14 protein-coding genes are annotated in these 18529 nt (G+C 34.0%); 8 read left to right on the top strand and 6 right to left on the bottom strand.

Annotated features, from left to right (window positions below):
• The first annotated feature begins 55 nt into the window (after positions 1-55).
• The 3 genes from BT156_RS15780 to BT156_RS15770 all read left to right on the top strand — a co-directional run bounded on the left by BT156_RS15780 (position 56) and on the right by BT156_RS15770 (position 4053).
• Entirely contained in the window at positions 56-1810 is a 1755-nt protein-coding gene (locus BT156_RS15780) for a peptide MFS transporter (protein ID WP_072411466.1), read from the top strand.
• A 153-nt stretch (positions 1811-1963) separates the two neighbouring features.
• A complete protein-coding gene (locus BT156_RS15775) occupies positions 1964-3475 on the top strand; it encodes a peptide MFS transporter (RefSeq protein WP_072411465.1) in 1512 nt (503 codons plus the stop codon).
• A gap of 44 nt (positions 3476-3519) precedes the next feature.
• Positions 3520-4053: a thioredoxin family protein gene (locus BT156_RS15770; protein WP_072411464.1), complete on the top strand. Its 534-nt coding sequence runs from the start codon at positions 3520-3522 to the stop codon at positions 4051-4053.
• Between the two features lie 55 nt (positions 4054-4108).
• Here BT156_RS15770 and BT156_RS15765 read toward each other — a convergent pair whose 3' ends face one another.
• A complete protein-coding gene (locus BT156_RS15765; protein WP_072411463.1) occupies positions 4109-5092 on the bottom strand; it encodes a hypothetical protein in 984 nt (327 codons plus the stop codon).
• Positions 5093-5295: 203 nt separating this feature from the next.
• On the opposite strand from BT156_RS15765, the gene recG reads away from it, so the two are divergent.
• The gene (gene recG, locus BT156_RS15760) at positions 5296-7386 is read left to right on the top strand and encodes an ATP-dependent DNA helicase RecG (RefSeq protein WP_072411462.1); all 2091 of its coding nucleotides are present in this window, start codon (positions 5296-5298) and stop codon (positions 7384-7386) included.
• 616 nt (positions 7387-8002) lie between these two features.
• Here recG and BT156_RS15755 read toward each other — a convergent pair.
• From BT156_RS15755 to dapA, 4 genes are all read right to left on the bottom strand, one after another.
• Positions 8003-8449, bottom strand: coding sequence for a response regulator (locus BT156_RS15755; protein WP_072411454.1), 447 nt, complete (start codon positions 8447-8449; stop codon positions 8003-8005).
• Positions 8442-9023 (bottom strand): helix-turn-helix domain-containing protein, encoded by a 582-nt coding sequence (locus BT156_RS15750; protein WP_072411453.1) that lies wholly within the window; start codon positions 9021-9023, stop codon positions 8442-8444. Before BT156_RS15750 ends, BT156_RS15755 begins: the two co-directional genes overlap by 8 nt.
• Before the next feature lie 295 nt (positions 9024-9318).
• A complete protein-coding gene (locus tag BT156_RS15745; protein ID WP_072411452.1) occupies positions 9319-9822 on the bottom strand; it encodes a GNAT family N-acetyltransferase in 504 nt (167 codons plus the stop codon).
• Between the two features lie 205 nt (positions 9823-10027).
• Positions 10028-10900, bottom strand: coding sequence for a 4-hydroxy-tetrahydrodipicolinate synthase (gene dapA / locus BT156_RS15740; RefSeq protein ID WP_072411451.1), 873 nt, complete (start codon positions 10898-10900; stop codon positions 10028-10030).
• A gap of 116 nt (positions 10901-11016) precedes the next feature.
• On the opposite strand from dapA, the gene BT156_RS15735 reads away from it, so the two are divergent.
• The 4 genes from BT156_RS15735 to recO are packed head-to-tail and all read left to right on the top strand — an operon-like array spanning position 11017 to position 15692.
• Complete coding sequence (locus BT156_RS15735; protein WP_072411450.1) at positions 11017-11775, top strand: 5'-nucleotidase C-terminal domain-containing protein; 759 nt, start codon at positions 11017-11019, stop codon at positions 11773-11775.
• Entirely contained in the window at positions 11775-12725 is a 951-nt protein-coding gene (locus tag BT156_RS15730; RefSeq protein WP_072411449.1) for a bifunctional metallophosphatase/5'-nucleotidase, read from the top strand. The genes BT156_RS15735 and BT156_RS15730 overlap by 1 nt, the downstream gene beginning before the upstream one ends.
• 1 nt (position 12726) lies before the next feature.
• Positions 12727-15006: a type IX secretion system anionic LPS delivery protein PorZ gene (gene porZ, locus BT156_RS15725; protein ID WP_072411447.1), complete on the top strand. Its 2280-nt coding sequence runs from the start codon at positions 12727-12729 to the stop codon at positions 15004-15006.
• Positions 15006-15692: a DNA repair protein RecO gene (gene recO, locus BT156_RS15720; RefSeq protein WP_072411445.1), complete on the top strand. Its 687-nt coding sequence runs from the start codon at positions 15006-15008 to the stop codon at positions 15690-15692. Before porZ ends, recO begins: the two co-directional genes overlap by 1 nt.
• A 19-nt stretch (positions 15693-15711) precedes the next feature.
• On the opposite strand, the gene BT156_RS15715 is transcribed toward recO, so the two are convergent.
• Positions 15712-18366 (bottom strand): MGH1-like glycoside hydrolase domain-containing protein, encoded by a 2655-nt coding sequence (locus tag BT156_RS15715; protein WP_170857331.1) that lies wholly within the window; start codon positions 18364-18366, stop codon positions 15712-15714.
• Positions 18367-18529 lie beyond the last annotated feature (163 nt).

The following is an 18529-nucleotide window of genomic DNA, read 5'->3' as shown; positions in this document are numbered from 1 at the left end:
CCAAAAACCCAAAAAAAACTATATTTGCTAGTCTTAACAAAAATTAACAATAGAAATGGATAATATTGAAGCATTAAGTCCGAAACCGGATGAATTTGTAGAGAATAAGGGTTCCAGACATCCGAAGGGATTATGGGTTCTTTTCGGAACGGAAATGTGGGAGCGTTTCAACTTTTATGGAATGAGAGCGTTGCTTACCTTGTTTATGGTAAACTCCTTATTAATAAAAGAAGCTGATGCAGCAATTATCTACGGTGGATTTTTAGCTTTATGTTATCTGACTCCGCTTTTGGGAGGTTTCATTGCAGATAAATATATCGGAAACCGAAATGCAATTTTAATTGGTGGATCATTAATGGCAATTGGCCAGTTCTTATTATTCATCAGTGCATCAAGTTTTTCTGCTGATTTAGGAAGCGCAAAAACAATTATGTGGCTGGCATTGTTCGTTATTATTTTCGGTAACGGATTCTTCAAACCAAATATTTCCTCGATGGTAGGAAGCCTTTATCCTAAACAGGAAAAATCAAAATTAGACTCTGCTTTCACGATTTTCTATATGGGGATCAACATTGGAGCGTTCTTAGGACAGTTTATTTGTCCATACGTAGGAGACGTAAAAGATGCCGCAACGGGAGTAAGAGATATCTTTGCTTTTAAATGGGGATTCTTAGCTGCTTCAATTGCCATGGTAATCGGAACAATAACATTCTTTATCCTTAAAAACAAGTATGTAGTAACACCGGAAGGAAGACCTATCGGAGGCTTACCAAAAAACAATACAAGTGCAGATTTTGAAGAAGGAGAGACTCAGACAGCAAAATTCACTGGAGCATCATTAGGAATTACCGGAGGTATTTTCGTTGTTTTATTCTTCGTTTTCAGATATTTACTTGTTGGTGAATTCGGATTCAAAGCTGTAGAGATGGGGCAATTAATCAAGGGAATTATTTATCCTTTCATTTATGCTGCAGGTATTTCTTTGGCATTCTTAATTATGAGTTCTGCCGAAAATAAGATAGAAAGACAAAGAATTTGGGTGATTTATATCGTATCATTCTTTATTATTTTCTTCTGGGCAGCTTTCGAGCAGGCAGGATCTTCATTAACATTTATCGCAGATAACCAAACTGACAGAAGCATTTTCGGATGGAATATGCCACCGTCAATGGTGCAGATTTTCAACGGTATATTTGTTGTATTATTGGCCGTTCCTTTCAGTTTATGTTGGGATAAATTAAGAGCAAAAGGAAAAGAGCCGGTTTCTCCAATGAAGCAGGCAATGGGATTAGCTTTAATCGCTTTAAGTTATTTCATTATTGCACACAATGTAAAAGATCTTGGAAACTCAGGATTATTGGCTATCAAATGGTTAATGCTATTATATTTCATCCAAACTTGTGGTGAACTTTGTTTATCTCCAATCGGTTTATCTTTAGTAGGTAAATTAGCTCCAAAAAGATTCGCATCTTTATTATATGGTGTATTCTTTATTTCTAATGCTGCCGGTTACGCATTGGCAGGTTCATTAGGAGCATTGATTCCTGCGACTGGCGACAAGTTTTCTAAAGCACAGGAAATCGGAGTAAATCTTCAAGATGTTTTAGATAAAAAAGTAACATTAAATGCTGCTCAGGTTGCAGCGTTTGAAAAAGCTCAATTACCTTTGGCAAATCCAACTTTTGCAGGAGTTGAAATCCACAACTTATTCGAATTCTTTATGGTATTCGTTGTATTGTGTGGTATTGCTGCTGTAATTTTAGCTTTAATTTCACCAATCTTAAAGAAAATGATGCACGGTGTAAACTAACCGCATCAATAAAATATTATTAAAACCTCTGCTAAGTCAGAGGTTTTTTTTATTTTCGTGTGTGCTTATCAAAAAAAATCTAATATGTGACGCATTGCGTCATGAATTTAATTAATTGATAGTAATCTTAATTAAAAAATTATCATAAATATTATGAGCTTAACTTTAGATGAAATACAAGATTTCAAAGGAAAATATCCAAAACAAATATGGAGTTTATTTTTCTCTGAAATGTGGGAACGTTTTTGTTTCTACGGAATGCGCGGGATGTTGGTATTCTTCATGATCTCACAACTTAATTTCCACGAAAAAGAAGCCAATCTTCAATACGGTGCAACACAGGCATTTGTGTATGCCTTTACGTTTATCGGTGGACTTTTTGCTGATAAAATATTGGGATTCCGAAAATCCCTTTTTTGGGGTGGACTATTAATGATTGTCGGAAGTTTAATCCTTGCAACAGATCCACACAAATTCTTTTTCCTTGGAATCGCGTTTACCGTTGTAGGCACAGGTTTCTTTAAACCGAATATTTCATCAATGGTTGGTCAGCTTTACAAACCGAATGACTCAAGAGCCGATGCAGGTTTCTCACTTTTCTATGCAGGAATCAATCTTGGTGCATTACTAGGTGGTTATTTATGTATTGCAATAGGGAAAGGAGAGCTTTTTACAAGTTTTATCCCTGAAGAACTAAGATGGCATCTTGCTTTTGGATTTGCTGCTATTGTAATGGTTATAAGTTTAATTAATTTTGTTTTTACTCAAAAAAGTTTAGGAACAATCGGGCTTCAGCCAGGACATCCGGATAATGAAATAAAATCTGCCCCAATCCCAAAATGGCAGGAGTATGGAGTTTATGTTTTATCATTGATCTTCGTTCCGATTATTATGGTGATGGTTGCAAAGACGCAGTATACAGACTATTTTATGTACACAATCGGGCCACTAACGCTTATTTATCTGTTCTATGAAATGACAAAAGTAACTGCTGCAGAACGTAAAAAACTTTGGGCTGCATTGGTTTTCATTTTATTCTCTATCCTATTCTGGGGAATTTATGAGCAAAGTGGAGGTTCACTAAGTATTTTCGCTGCTAAAAATTTAAATAAAGATCTTTTAGGACTAGACCCGAATGGGGTTAATAATTCAGGAGGTGCATTTTTCATCATTTTCTTAGCTCCGATCATCGGTTTGCTTTGGATTTGGTTGAATAAAAGAAAAATAGAGCCCAACACGATCATAAAATTCGGTCTTGGATTTATCTTCCTTGGACTTGGTTATTACGTATTATTTGCAACTAAGTTTTTTGCCACTTTACAAGGAATCACTTCATTAAATTTCTTTACCATAGCTTTATTAGTCATCACTTTGGGTGAACTTTGTCTCTCTCCGATCGGATTGTCAATCATGACTAAACTTTCCACAAAAAACCTTCAGGGAATGATGATGGGAATGTGGTTTTTGGCCTCAGCTTACGGACAATACGTTGCAGGAATCATTGGAGCGGGCTTGGCAACAGCAAAAGAGGGTTCAACCAACTATGATGCTTTAATCACTTATACTGATGGATATAAACAATTAGGATTATACGCTATAATTGCCGGAGTTGTATTAATTTTGATCTCCCCATTCGTTAAAAAATTAATGCAGGAAGTAAAATAGAAATAAGGAAATTATGCTTATTTTTATTATTTAAAACCCAAATTATGAATAAAATTATAAGCATACTTTTCCTATTTGTTGTAAGTTTCAGCTTTGCTCAGGTAAAATGGATGACTATTGAAGAGGCTTTAAAGGCTCAGAAAGAGAATCCAAAAAAGATATTGATCGATTTTTATGCAGATTGGTGCGCTCCATGTAAGATAATGGATAAAAACACCTACGGACATCAGGTAATTGCCAATATTTTAAATGAAAACTATTATCCCGTAAAGTTCAATGCAGAAGAAAAAAAATCTGTTGAAATTTTTGACAGAACATTTTCAAATCCTAATACGGAGCAGAAAAAAGGAAGAAATTCTTTACATGAATTTACTCAATACATGAATGTATCAGCTGTTCCGAGCACTGTTTTTTTGGATGAAAAAGGTGGCCCTATCACCATTCTGCAGGGAGAATTATCCGCAAAAGAGCTGGAACCTTATTTAGAATTAATTTCAAAAGATTTATATAAGAAAATCCGAACCAGACAACAATGGGAAGATTATCAGAAGAAATTTAAATCTAAAATAAAAGATTAAAAAAAATGTCTCAAAACAGTAAATTTTGAGACATTTTCATTTTTGTGAAATGTGATTACTGTTTATTAAGTGTTATCAAAGCATAAGCTTCCGCAGAAGTACTTCCATCAGGATATGCAAGTTTTGCTATAATATTAAATTGTTTTCCTGTAGTATATACCCTTCTTGTTCCCAAAAACCAACTGATCGATCCCGATGTCTCTCCTGCCGGTATAATAAAATAGCAATCCCCCATAATATTACCCAAATTATTATTACTAACAGATAATAACACTTTCAATCCTCCCGGAGGAGCAGGAGCACTTATATAAACAGTCATATTGGGTTCTTTATCATTTTTACCGCCTTTGAGAGTATTCGTACTTAACGAGATTGAGTTAATAATAATACAATGAGGGCCATTAAAATCTAATGTAATTTCATCTGAAAAACATTGAGGACCAGGTATTGAGCTGACTCCCGAATTGAAAATAGGAATCGCATAATTATATCCCATACAAAATACTTTAAAAGTAGCCAATCCATTATTTCCGCCAATTACCACGCTTGAAGAAACATAAGCTGCCTGATTATATACCTGGAAATCTATGTCAAATGTAATCGTGTGTTTATGAGTCACTTTTGTATAAGATCCTCCCATAAACTGAAGTTTATCAAACAAACCTGTTGATAGATTTTTAAAATGAATCTCCCAATAACATGTATCAGCATTAAAATTATTACTTACAGTAAATGTCTTTCTACAATTAAATCCCATACCGACCTTCCCGTTTGGAACAACCTCAAGTCCTATTTGTGATATTTTTGCGGAACTGGGATTGAATATTGGTAAATCAGACGGTATTTCAATAACAGTTTTAACAAGATTGGCACTAGATTTATTGATTTTAATACTTTCTGATAATTGTTTTACAGGTTTTGGTTTTAGCGCATAAGAAACTTCCCGTAAAGCTTCTATTTTTTCCTGAATAAATAAAAGTTCATTAGGCACATCATATCTTAAATATGGTGGCTGTAAATTTGCGATTGGAGTATCCATAATTTTCGTTTTTAATATTTAAAATTTCACAGTCTATCTGATCATTTTTATAAATCTTATATAACAAATTTTGTAATTTAATATCGATTCTATATTAGGGAAATTCACATCATTTGCTGGGGATTTCACTGCAATCACGTCTTTTGAAACACTTTCTTTCATTTTTAATTAGTTTTAACGATATTCGTAGCCGTAATTTTTACTTGGAACTTAGCACATCCATAGAATATGTTAAGGGAATCGGTCCTGAAAAAGCCAAACTCATTAAAAATGTGTTGGGAGTTTCTACCGTGGAAGATTTTCTGAACTTCTACCCTACCCGCTATCTTGATAAAAATAAAGTGTATAAAATCGCTCAGCTTCAGGAAAGTAGTATAGAGATCCAACTGAAAGGAAAAATTACTAGCGTCCAGGAAATCCAGACAGGAAAAGTGAAAAGATTGTCTGCAAAATTCAATGATGACACGGGAATGATGGATCTGGTTTGGTTTCAGTATTCAAAATGGATGGTGGAACAGCTTCCTATCAACCGCGAGATCTACATTTTTGGTAAAATTAATGTTTTCAACAATCAGTTTTCAATGCCGCATCCTGAAATTGAAATTGAAATTGACGAAAGAAAGGAAAACGACAACCGTTTAAGACCAATTTATCCAAGCTCAGAAAAGTTAACAAAAAGAGGTTTACATCAAAAATTTTTTCAGACAGTTTTAAGAAATATCTGTAAAGAAATTCCTAATCTGATACAGGAAAATCTTCCGGATTATATGATGAATTCCTTTAAATTTATGTCCAGACAGCATACGTATTTAAATATTCATTTTCCGAAGGATCTGGAACATTTTGAGAAAGCGAATAATAGATTAAAATTTGAAGAATCCTTCTTTTTCCAATTAGGATTCGGATTAAAAAAACTTCATCATAAAACCCAATCTCATGGAAATCCGTTTCCTGTAGTTGGAGCCCATTTCACTGATTTTTATGCCAATAATCTTCCGTTTGAACTCACCAATGCTCAAAAAAGAGTATTAAAGGAGATTCGTTTAGATATGAAAAAGCCAATTCAGATGAACAGGCTTTTACAGGGAGATGTAGGTTCAGGCAAGACAATGGTTGCTTTATTAACCATGCTGATAGCGATGGATAACGGTTTCCAAAGTTGTTTGATGGCTCCGACCGAAATTCTGGCTCAACAGCATTTTAACGGGATCAAAGAGCTATTGGCAGAAACAAATATTAACGTTCGTATTTTAACAGGTTCTTCCAAAGCATCCGAACGGAAAATTATCCATCAGGAACTCGAAAGTGGTGAACTTTCTATTTTGGTAGGAACTCATGCTGTTTTGGAGGATAAAGTTAAATTTAAAAATCTTGGTTTAGCAATTATTGATGAGCAACATCGATTTGGCGTTGCCCAGAGAGCTAAACTTTGGGCTAAAAATAAAATTCCGCCTCATATTCTGGTGATGACCGCCACTCCTATTCCTAGGACGCTGGCAATGAGTTTTTATTCTGATCTTGATGTTTCTGTGATTGATGAAATGCCTGTTGGCAGAAAACCCATCATTACAGCTCACAGACGTGAAAAAGACAGGGCTTTTGTATATAATTTCTGCAGAGATGAGATCAAAAAAGGAAGACAGGTTTATTTTGTGTATCCGTTGATTGAAGAATCGGAAACACTGGATTATAAAAATCTTATGGAAGGTCTTGATCATGTGATGAATTCCTTTCCGGATTACAAAGTCTCCATGCTTCATGGTAAAATGAAACCTGCTGAAAAAGATACCGCCATGAATTATTTTGCATCAGGAGAAGCAGAAATAATGGTTGCAACAACCGTAATTGAGGTTGGAGTGAATGTTCCCAATGCTTCGGTAATGGTGATTGAAAGCTCGGAAAGATTTGGTTTATCTCAGCTTCATCAGCTCAGAGGTCGTGTTGGCCGTGGAGCCGAGCAAAGTTATTGTATTCTGATGACCTCCGACAAGCTATCTAAAGAAAGCAGAACCCGCATCAAAACGATGACCGAGACCAATGACGGCTTTAAAATTTCTGAAGTTGATATGCAACTTCGAGGCCCCGGAGATATTTTAGGAACCCAACAAAGCGGTGTAGTAGATTTTAAAAGACTGGATCTGGTAAATGATTCTGCGATTATAAAAGCTACAAAAAAGACGGTAGAAAAAATTCTGGAAGCTGATCCAATGTTAGCAAAGCCTGAAAATCTCGTTATCAAAAACTACTATGTGAGATATTACAAAGGCAAAAATAAATGGAGCAAAATTTCATAAAAAAACCGCGAAAAGACTTTTCTTTACGCGGTTTCCCCTTATAAAACTGTTATTTTGAAGAAATTATTTTGTATCGTTTTTAATAAAATATTTTAATAGTTATAACTTAATATCTTGTGATTTGGTGTGAAAATATTTATACTTATTACTTGAAGCATTTATTAGTTATAACTATTAAAATAAATTGAAAAAAAACAAAATGAATTATGTTTCCAACTTGTTTATTATAAAAACTAACCGTTTTTCGTTAAAGGATTTTTTTTTAAATGAAACGAATATATTTTCCTTTAACTACTCTTGAGTTTTCATGATTGTACCGTTTTTTTAAAGATCTTCTTCGCTTTTAAAATTGGAAATTCATATAATTCATTTTGTTTTAACTAACATTGTGATTTATATAATTTAGTTTCTTGATGAAACAATTATTTCATTCATTTAATGTTTTTTTATATCTAAACATTGTGTTAAAATTGCTTTTACAAAAGTGATGATATGCAATGGAAAAAGTTTTATATTATTTTAATTATTAGTTATAAAATTTTCACCTTTGTGTGAATATTATGTAATAAATACTATCAAAACTAATATTAAATAAATTTAATAAACTTCTTATTTATCATACTTTCATGATAAAATTATCTCTATTAAGTCCAGAGGTATAATATTGCCAGTTTATAGTGATCACATCAGAAAGTACCTTTTTCAAGGCATTATAATCATTCTTCTTTTTAATAAAAATATTAGCTCCGTTTACAAAGATCTCCTCAACTTCATTTTCTGATAAATTTTCAGAATAGATTGCGGTCACCATATTATCAAACCTAAAATCAGTTTTTATTTCTGAAATACATTCCAGACTGTTTTTCTGAGAAATATGATAATTCATAAACAGAATTTCAGGAATCTGAGCTTCCTTGCTATTCAGATATTCCATTAAATTGGCTCCGTTGCCAAAACTCTGAACTTTAACTCCTATTTTCAGCTCCTTAAAAATATTCTTAAAAAGAATGCGGTTTCCTTCGTCATCATCTACCAAAATTACACTCAAATATTCTCTATTCATACTGCATTCTGGTATTGCTGATAAGGCTCTGTGCCTTTCTTCTTTTTATAATAATTTTTTGAAACTGAGAAGGCGTAACTCCCGTCGTGTTCTTAAATTGTGTACTCAAATGAGCAACACTTGAATAGTTCAGTTTATGGGCAATTTCTGTCAGGCTCTGCTTATTATTAATGATAAGCTCTTTGGCATATTCAATTTTTTGCAGAATAATAAAGTTTTCTATTGAAGTAAAACTTACCTCAGAAAACAGATTAGACAGATATCCATAACTGTGATTCAGTTTCTCTGCAATATAAATTGATGCTTTCACCGGAATCATCTCTTCAGTGAAAACCATCTCTACAATTGCATCCTTTATCTTTTGAACCAAAGCCGTTCTTTGGCTCTCAATAATTTCTATACCGTAATCTTCAAGATTCTTCTTAAAAATAGTATGCTGCTCCTGGGTAAGCGATTCATAAAATTCAACTTCTCCAAAATTCAGCAAGCGATATTTCAAACCATGTTCCTTAAGTTTTTCATCCAAAACCTTTTTACAAAGAGCATTGAAATCAAATTTTACATACATTTTCATCCTAATATAAGTGTCTCAATTTTTTAGTAAATATAATACTTTATTTCAATTTAAAGTGAAATAGGAGCAGAAAAATTGATTTTTTGTGTAAACGCAAAAAACTCCTGTATTGTTGAATACAGGAATTTAAACACTAAGGATGAAAAAAAATATACTGATAAAAAGCTAAAAAAGCTCAAAACCAAGCATATGAATGTATTGTTGTAAAGTGATTTGGTTCTATTACAAAGATGAAATAATTAATGATATCACTTGTTATAGAATTACAATGAAATGTTACAGAATTTTAAGTCATTTAATTGTGAATTAAATACTCCATTTGGAAGTCATCCATCACAAAACCATTTCCAATATTCAAAACCACTTCATTATATACTCTATATCCATGAGATTCATAAAAAATTTTCGCATTATTCTCTTTGTTTACGTTTAAGATAATTCTCTGATCTTTACTTTCAGAGACTCTCTCTTTCAGAAAATCAAGCGCTCTTTTTCCGAAACCTTTACCTTTACTTTCCGGGACAAGGTAAATTCTGTGGAGTTTTGTTGTTCCTTTTTCATACTCATGCTGATATCCGATGAACCCCTCGAAAGAGTCGCTATTTTCATCAAAAACCAAATAATAATGATAATTAGGATTTGCAAAATGTTTTAAAATTTCATCTGCTGAATACATTTCTCCCAACATATATTCAATTTGTTCCGTTGAAATAATTCCAGCATAAGCATTTTCCCAAGATCTTCTTGCCAGATCCTGAATCATAGGAATATCGTTTTCTGTTGCTTTTACCAATTTCATGACTTTAAATTTTGATATAATTTTTAGCGCAAAGGTCGCTAAGATTTTATTATTAATATTTTTTTACGTTCGCAAAGGCATTTCACCCAGCAAGGTTTCAATTAAAAAGGTGAAAAGCATTGAGCCTTTCACCTGAAATTTATTAAATGTTAATTTTAAACAGTAAATTATTAAACTCACAATTGACTTATTAACAATTCACTCTTTATATTTTCGCCATTTCGGCTTTAATTTTTGCATAAAGCCCTTCCGAAGCAGCAACAAGGGGAAGTCTTAAATAATTTTTAATGATTCCCTTTTCTGTCAAAATAACTTTAATTCCGCAAGGATTTCCTTCAGCAAAAATCAATCTGGTGATATCAACTAATTTATTATGGATTTCGTAAGCTTCTTTCACTTTTCCTTCAAATGCTAACTGAACCATTGTTGAAAATTCTTTAGGATAACCTTGTCCGATCACAGAAATTACACCATTTCCACCTGCTAAAGTTACAGGAAGCGTGTATTCATCATCACCGGAAACCAGATTGAAACCTTCAGGCTTTTTTCTTAAAATATCGAAATACTGTAAAATATTTGGTGCAGCTTCTTTAATCAAGAATAAATTCGGGAATTCATTTGCCAAACGTAAAGTCGTTTCAGCTTCAACATTTTGTCCCGTTCTTGAAGGAACGTTATAAATAATAATATTTTTTCCTGTAGAAGCTAAAGCCTTATAATGCTGATAAAGCCCTTCCTGATTAGGTTTATTGTAATATGGAGACACAGAAAGTACCGCTTCAAAAGCTGAAAGATCTGTTTCCTCGATTTGTTTTTTAACTTCAAGCGTATTATTCCCACCAATTCCCAACACCAAAGGCAAGCGTTTACTATTCACCTTAATGATATGATCTACCACCTGTTTCTTCTCCTCATCAGAAAGCGTCGCAGCTTCTGCTGTAGTACCTAAAACAACTAAATAATTGGTTCCGTTCTCGATATTATACTCAACAAGTTTTGTTAAACTGTCGAAATCAACGGATAAATCTTCATTAAAGGGTGTCACCAACGCCACACCTACTCCTTTTAAAATGCTCATCTGTTAGAATTATTTTTGCCAAATTTAATAATTTAAGCTAAGAATTTATAATAAATAATAATGTTTTATTATACATATAATTATATTTGCATATACTAAAAGATAATTTGTTGCATATGAAAAATAAATTCTTGTTACTAGGAATTGCTCTGGCTACACTTTCTGCTTGTAAGACGGCTTCTCCGTTGCAGGTAGCAAATGTGAAGACTCAGAAAAATATTTCTATTAATAATGAGCTAAAGAATGATGAGGAGTTTGTAAAAATTATTGAACCTTATAAGCAAAAATTGGATAAAGAGATGAATCAGAAGATCTCCCACACCAATGTAGACCTTACAAAACAGGGGGATAATAGTAATTTAGGCAATCTTTTAGCAGACTATACATTCGATGGAGCTGATGTTTGGGCAAAGTCAAAATTAAATAAAAATGTCGATGCCGCGTTAATTAATATCGGAGGAATCCGTACAACGATCGGACAAGGCGATATTTTGTTGAAAAATGTGTTTGAAGTAATGCCTTTTGAAAATGAAGTGGTTATCGTAAAGATGAAAGGATCATATTTAGCCGGACTTTTTGATTATTACGCTGAACATCAGGTTAACAATCCGGTTTCTCATTTATACATTGAAACAAACGGCGGACGAGTAACCAAATCTTTAATCAACGGGAAAGCAGTAAATCCAACCCAGGATTATTACATTGCAACGTCTGATTATCTGGCTTTGGGAGGTGACAATATGAAATTCTTCGCAAAAGGAGAATCTTTTCCTACAGGAATTAAAATGAGAGATCTTTTCATCGAATATTTCAAGAAAAGCTCTGAGGTAGTTCCTAACACAGATGTTCGTTTAAATTTTATCGGTAAGAAGTAATGGATAGAAAAAAGTTTTTAAAAGCAATAGGCAGTGGAACTTTAGCAATGGCTTTAGCTCCGAATATGATGATGGCGGAAGAATTAAAAATTCTAGATCTAAAATCCGCAAATAAACTGACTATTCTTCACACCAACGATCAACACAGCAGAATAGAGCCTTTTGATGCAAGCTATACTAAAAATCCCAATCAGGGAGGCTTTGCAAGAAGGGCAAGTTTAATTCAGCAAATCAGAAATCAGGAAAGTAATCTTTTGCTTCTGGATTCAGGCGATATTTTTCAGGGAACTCCTTATTTCAACTTCTTTGGAGGCGAACTGGAGTTTAAATTAATGTCCATGATGAAGTACGATGCTTCAACCATGGGAAATCATGATTTTGACAATAGTTTAGACGGATTTTTAAAGGTTTTGCCTAATGCGCAGTTTCCTTTTATCTGTTCAAATTATGATTTTAAAAATACAATCCTTGACGGAAAAACTTCTCAATACAAGATTTTCAACAAAAACGGAATCAAAGTCGGGATTTTCGGAGTCGGAATTCAGTTGGATGGATTGGTTGGCAAAAAGCAATACGGAGAAACGATTTATTCAGATCCGATTGATGTGGCTCAACATTATTCAAACTTCCTTAAAAACGAACAAAAATGCGACCTTGTGATCTGCCTTTCACATATCGGCTACGATTACAAAGACGAACCTAATAAAATAAGTGACAAAATTTTAGCTGCCAAAACTGAAAATATTGATTTAATTTTAGGCGGCCACACCCATACTTTCTTACCGGAACCTCAGACTTTTGCAAACAGACAGGGTAAAAATGTTTTGGTAAACCAAGTTGGTTGGGCAGGTCTTCTTTTAGGAAGGATAGATTTCTTTTTTGATTCAAATAAAAATGTAAAACATATTTCCTGGAATAATCAGGCAATAGACAGCTCTATAATAGCATAATATGAAAAAATTCTCTATAATTTCTCTTGGTATTTTAGCATCCCTGCAATTGGTAAATGCTCAAACTATTTCTTCAAAAAAATGGTCGGATTTGTTTTCTTACAACAACGTTATCGCCATGAAAGAAGATAATGGAAAAATAGTTGCCGCTGCAGAAAACGGACTTTTCTACTATACAATTTCCACAGGAGAAATTACAAAGCTGTCTAAAGCAAACGGCCTGCATGAGATAAAAATAACAGCTTTCGATTATAATCCGCAAACCAAAGTTGGACTTATAGGTTATCAAAACGGTTCTTTGGATGTGGTTACCCCGGATGGCGTGACGTATGTTGTAGATATTCCTATCGCAACTGGCTATAACGGAAGTAAAAAGATCAATCATATTTCAATTACAGGCGATAAAGCCGTGGTTTCTGTAGGATATGGGGTTTCTATATTTGATTTAAAAAAGAAAGAGTTTAATGATTCCGCATTCTTCTTAACGGCCGGAGTTTACCAGGCCAGTAACGAAGCCGTTTTGTTTGGAAACAAAGTGTATTCTGTAACTAATACAGGACTAAAAACTCACGAAATGAATACCACATTCCCGGTATTTACAACTTGGGTAACAGAAATGCCCGGAAATTTCACACACATAGATTCTGAATCTGTACTTACATTTTCATCACCTACCACTTCTTATATTTATAACAATGGTATTTCTACACCTATTGGGCAGACATTTACAAACGTTCATGACGTTGTTGTCAATACAAATAATATTATTGTAACAGATAAGGCGAGAATATATTCTTTTAATACAAATGGAACTGCAGGTACTGTTTCAAGTTTTGGGGAAGAATGTAATACCGCTACCACTGTTGGCGGAAGAGTTTATGGCGGAACAATATTATCTGGTATAAAAAACGAAACAAACAATACCTTTAAACCGGATGGCCCTTATCTAAACTATGCTTATAAGCTTAGTCTGTATGATAATAATCAAATATTAGTTTCAAGTGGAGGAAGGGAGGCAAGGTTCAACACTGCAATAAACAACCCCAAGAACCCTGGTTTCTATTACTTTAACGGAATGGAGTGGATCTATTCTTCCTATTTTGTAGGAAGCACAACAAGCTTTAATGTTCTTGATGCCGTCTTAGACCCGGCAAGCCCCGATGATGTATTTTTCACTAATTATACATTAACGACCGGACGTGGTCTTTATAAAATGAAGTACAACCCTTCAAGCAAAGATTTTGATTTTGTTAAATATTATCAATTATCACCCAATCTTGTATTTTACCGACCGGTAGGGTTTGTTTCTGACGACCAAAATAATTTATTTGCTTCAATAGCTTATACAGGTGATGTAAACGCAGGCGGACAGGCAACAGGTATAGCATCTTACGATAGAGCAACTGATGGTTTTATTATAAAAAGCACTTCTTCTTCAAGTGGTGCTGCCCAAAAACCTTTGTACTATGAAAATATGCTTTGGATACCAACACCAAGATTAAACAACTTGCTTGTATATGATTACAAAAAAACACCCAGCATAACAGATGACGTAGATTACAAACTTGATTCTGGAGATGGGCTGCCATCTAATGCAGGGGGATCACTTTCCATCGCAATAGACAAATCAGGTGATGCCTGGATCGGTACAGATAGTGGCTTAAGAATTTTATCAAATGCTGCTACAGCAATTAAAGAAGCCAATCCTAAAGCTGAACCTATAGTTATCGAACAAAACGGATTGGGTGAAGAACTTTTCAGAGATCTACAAATTTTGCAGATAGAAACGGATGCCGGAGATCACAAATGGGTTTCTATAGACGGTGGTGGTGTCTATTATTTATCGGCAGACGGCCAGCAAACGATTAAACATTTTACAAAAGAAAACTCTCCTTTGCCAACAAACAGTATCACCGATATTAAAGTTGACAGAAAAACAGGAAAAGTATATTTCGCATCATATGACGGAATTGTTGTTTATCAAGGCGATGTAGCGGATGTTACTTCAGGTTTTGGTAACGTATTGGTTTACCCGAACCCTGTAGTCTATTCTAACTTCAAGGGCAAGGTTACCATTAAAGGTCTGGCTGAAAAAACAAATATCAGAATTACAGATGTTGCAGGAAATGTAGTGCATTCAGCAGTTGCAAGAGGAGGTTATTACGAATGGGATCTTAATAATATGAGAGGAACAAGAGTAGCTTCAGGAATCTATTTTGTATTAATGACCAACGAAGATGGTTCCGATAAAGCTACCGCAAAAATAGCTGTGGTTAATTAATGAATTCTCAAAACGGATTTTTACTTTCATTCATAAAATATGGCGAAAATGATGCTGTTTTGCATTGTTTTACCGAAGATGACGGGTTTCAGACTTACTTCTTAAAAGGAATTTATGCCAAAAGAAATAAGAAAAAAGCCTTGCTTTTGCCTTTGAGTAAACTTAATTTTTCTCTAAATCCGTTAAAAGGAAACGGAATACAGACAATTTCGAAATTTGAATTGGCAAAAAGCAACGATATTTATACAGATATCAGATGTAATTCTGTAGTTTTCTTTGTTTCAGATTTTTTAAACCAAAATTTAAAACATGAAAACAAAAATCACAATATTTTCTTTTGCCTTGATGAGTTTATAGATGAACTGGAGAATCAGAATTACCAGTCTCACTTAATTTTTCTAATTAAAATTTTAAAGATTCAAGGTGTTGCGCCTTTGCTTGATGAGAAGAAATATTTAGATCCGGAAACAGGAACTTTTTCTTTTACTCCTACTCATCATCTTTTCAATGAAGAAATTTCATTGATCTGGAAAAATATTATTTCCTCGGCAAATCCGTATCAGATAAAAATTCATTCTTCACTAAGAAAAAACTTTCTGGATAGTGTTTTGGTTTACTATCATTATCATATTACAGATTTTAAAACACCTGCTTCATTAGAAGTGATACAGCAGATATTTGAGTAATTTTTATTGCAATCATTAATTATTTTGCATCTTCAGGCATTTCTGTTTCAGATTCTGCAATTTCTTTTTTGGTGAATCTTGGCTGAAGAATTTTTGCAACTAAACCCGTCCATCCCGTTTGATGGGAAGCTCCTACTCCACGGCCATTGTCTCCGTGAAAATATTCATAAAATAAAATATAATCTTTAAAATCTGGATCAGTCTGAAATCTTGGATACTGCCCGTTAAAAGGTCGGTTTCCATTTTCATCTTTTAAAAAAATCTTAGATAATCTTTTACTTAAAGCGTCCGCAATTTGATCTAAATTCGAATAATTTCCACTTCCTGTAGGATATTCAACTATAAAATCCGGACTGTAATAAAAGAAAAACCGTTGCAGACTTTCAATGATTAAAAAATTAATAGGAAACCAGATCGGGCCACGCCAATTGCTGTTTCCACCAAAAAGTCCGCTATCGCTTTCAGCCGGAGTATATTTTACAGAATAATCTGTTCCATTTAAATTGAGCTGATAAGGATTTTTTTCATATTCTTTAGACAAAGCACGAACACCATAATCGCTTAAAAACTGATTCGGATCAAGCATTCGGCTCAACAATCTTTTCAAACGATGACCTCGCAAAAGCGACAGCAGGTGTTTGGAATCCTGTCCTTTCACTTCCCAATGGGAAACCAGAGAAGCCAGCTCAGGCTTATTCTCCAGCACCCAATTCATTCTTTTTTTAAAATTGGGGAGCTTTTCGATCATTTCGTCATCAATGACCTCAACAGCAAACATGGGAATCAGGCCAACGATTGTTCTCAATTTCAGATACATATGACTTCCGTCATTGGCAGCAAGCGCATCATAGAAAAACTCATCCTGCTCATCCCAAAGGCTGAAACATTCATCACCCATATTGTCGAGAGAATTGGCAATAGAAAGAAAATGTTCGAAAAATTTCATCGCCATCTCTTCATATATTTTGTTGTAAAGCGCTAATTCCAGGGCAATTCTCATCATGTTTAGCGCAAACATTGCCATCCAGCTTGTTCCGTCCGACTGTTCGAGTTCTTCACCGTTGGGAAGCGGCATATTTCTATCGAAAACTCCAATATTATCGAGTCCTAAAAATCCGCCTTCAAAAATATTATTTCCGTTGTTGTCTTTTTTGTTGACCCACCACGTAAAATTCATCAAAAGTTTTTGAAAAGCACTTTCCAGAAACTCCAAATCGGGTTTATTATTTAAATATTCATCAATTTTAAACACCCTGAAAACCGCCCAGGCATGAACCGGAGGATTCACATCACTTAAATTCCATTCATACGCCGGAAGCTGACCGTTTGGATGCATGTACCATTCAAAAAGGAATAATTTTAACTGATGTTTGGCAAAACCGGGATCAATTAAAGAGAAACTGATCGTATGAAAAGCCAGATCCCAAGTCGCATACCACGGATACTCCCATTTGTCGGGCATTGAAATGATATGTTCGTTGTTGAGATGCTTCCATTCATAATTCCTGATTTTTTCGCGGGATTTTGACGGATTAACTTCTGCAGGATCGCCTTTCAACCATTTTTCGACGTTGTAATGGTAGAACATCTTATTCCAAAGCATTCCTGCAAAAGCCTGTCTTTGAACCAATTTTTCGTCGTCAGTTTTTATTCCTTCCTGAATTTCATTGTAAAATTCGTCTGCCTCTTTTTGTCTTGAATTAAAAATTTCATTAAAATCTTCAAAAGGCTGTTTTAAATCTTTATCTGAAAGTCTGAATTCAAAAACTTTGATTTCTTTAGCTTTAAAATTTTCGTCAATAAAAAACGAAGCTTTTGTTCCGATATCTTTTGGATTGATAGCTTGAGAATTACCATTAATTACAAAATCATTGATTCCGTCTTTACTGTATTTTGTACTATTCGGAGACTGATAAAGCCTTTCATTATTGGTTTCATTGTCGCAAAACAACGTTTTTAAAGACTGTTTTGCATAAATATTTTTTGTTTCTAAATCTTTGTGATTAATTTTTATCGAAGTAGATTCTTCTGAGCCTAATTGAGGTTTATAATCATCATATCCCCAATTCCAGGTGTTTCTGAACCAAATTGTTGGAAGAATAATTAATGATGCTTCTTTTTCGGATTTATTGATAACTGTAAGCTTTACCAAGATATCATTCTGACTTTCCTTTGCATATTCAATAAAAATATCGAAGTATTCATTTTGGTCAAAAATTCCGGTATCGATTAATTCGTACTCAGGTTCATCTTTTGTTCTCGCTGCATTTGTTTGCACCAAATCTTCATACGGAAAAGCATTTTGAGGATATTTGTACAGCATTTTCATGTAAGAATGCGTTGGTGTGGCATCCAGATAATAGAAATATTCTTTAACATCTTCACCGTGATTTCCCTGCCCGTTTGATAAGCCAAAGAAACGTTCTTTCACCATTTTATCTTTTTTATTCCAAAATCCTACGGAAAAAACGAGCTTTTGCAGATCATCACAGATTCCGCAAATACCTTCTTCACCCCATCTGTAGGTCTTTGCTTCCGCAGAATTGTGGTTGGTGTAATTCCATGCGTCGCCATTTTCGCTGTAATCTTCACGCACCAATCCCCATTCTCGGTTGCTGACATAAGATCCCCATTTTTTCCACGAAATATCTGATAGTCTTTCCTTTTCCTTCATAATTGATAAATGATTGATGATAATTGATTAAAGGGTGAATGGTTAATTTTGCTTCGCAAGTCAATTGTCAATTTTAAACTTTGTGTGATGAAATGAATGGTCAATTTATTTTTGGCGTGAATTCTAAATTTAATGTACAAATTAAAAAAAATTGACAAACGAA

Source organism: Chryseobacterium limigenitum (genome assembly GCF_900114875.1).
Classification (GTDB): Bacteria; Bacteroidota; Bacteroidia; order Flavobacteriales; family Weeksellaceae; genus Chryseobacterium; species Chryseobacterium limigenitum.
The sequence above is the reverse complement of the archived record's forward strand: the minus strand, read 5'-3'. Positions and strand labels throughout refer to the sequence as shown.

What these genes read in the sequence shown, in the direction of transcription:
- BT156_RS15745 (WP_072411452.1), bottom strand. Translation starts at nt 9,822, where the DNA reads ATGAAATTGGTAAAAGCAACAGAAAACGATATTCCTATGATTCAGGAT.
- porZ (WP_072411447.1), top strand. Translation starts at nt 12,727, where the DNA reads ATGAAAAAATTCTCTATAATTTCTCTTGGTATTTTAGCATCCCTGCAA.
- BT156_RS15775 (WP_072411465.1), top strand. Translation starts at nt 1,964, where the DNA reads ATGAGCTTAACTTTAGATGAAATACAAGATTTCAAAGGAAAATATCCA.
- BT156_RS15780 (WP_072411466.1), top strand. Translation starts at nt 56, where the DNA reads ATGGATAATATTGAAGCATTAAGTCCGAAACCGGATGAATTTGTAGAG.
- BT156_RS15770 (WP_072411464.1), top strand. Translation starts at nt 3,520, where the DNA reads ATGAATAAAATTATAAGCATACTTTTCCTATTTGTTGTAAGTTTCAGC.
- BT156_RS15755 (WP_072411454.1), bottom strand. Translation starts at nt 8,449, where the DNA reads ATGAATAGAGAATATTTGAGTGTAATTTTGGTAGATGATGACGAAGGA.
- BT156_RS15735 (WP_072411450.1), top strand. Translation starts at nt 11,017, where the DNA reads ATGAAAAATAAATTCTTGTTACTAGGAATTGCTCTGGCTACACTTTCT.
- BT156_RS15715 (WP_170857331.1), bottom strand. Translation starts at nt 18,366, where the DNA reads ATGAAGGAAAAGGAAAGACTATCAGATATTTCGTGGAAAAAATGGGGA.
- recO (WP_072411445.1), top strand. Translation starts at nt 15,006, where the DNA reads ATGAATTCTCAAAACGGATTTTTACTTTCATTCATAAAATATGGCGAA.
- BT156_RS15750 (WP_072411453.1), bottom strand. Translation starts at nt 9,023, where the DNA reads ATGAAAATGTATGTAAAATTTGATTTCAATGCTCTTTGTAAAAAGGTT.
- BT156_RS15730 (WP_072411449.1), top strand. Translation starts at nt 11,775, where the DNA reads ATGGATAGAAAAAAGTTTTTAAAAGCAATAGGCAGTGGAACTTTAGCA.
- dapA (WP_072411451.1), bottom strand. Translation starts at nt 10,900, where the DNA reads ATGAGCATTTTAAAAGGAGTAGGTGTGGCGTTGGTGACACCCTTTAAT.
- BT156_RS15765 (WP_072411463.1), bottom strand. Translation starts at nt 5,092, where the DNA reads ATGGATACTCCAATCGCAAATTTACAGCCACCATATTTAAGATATGAT.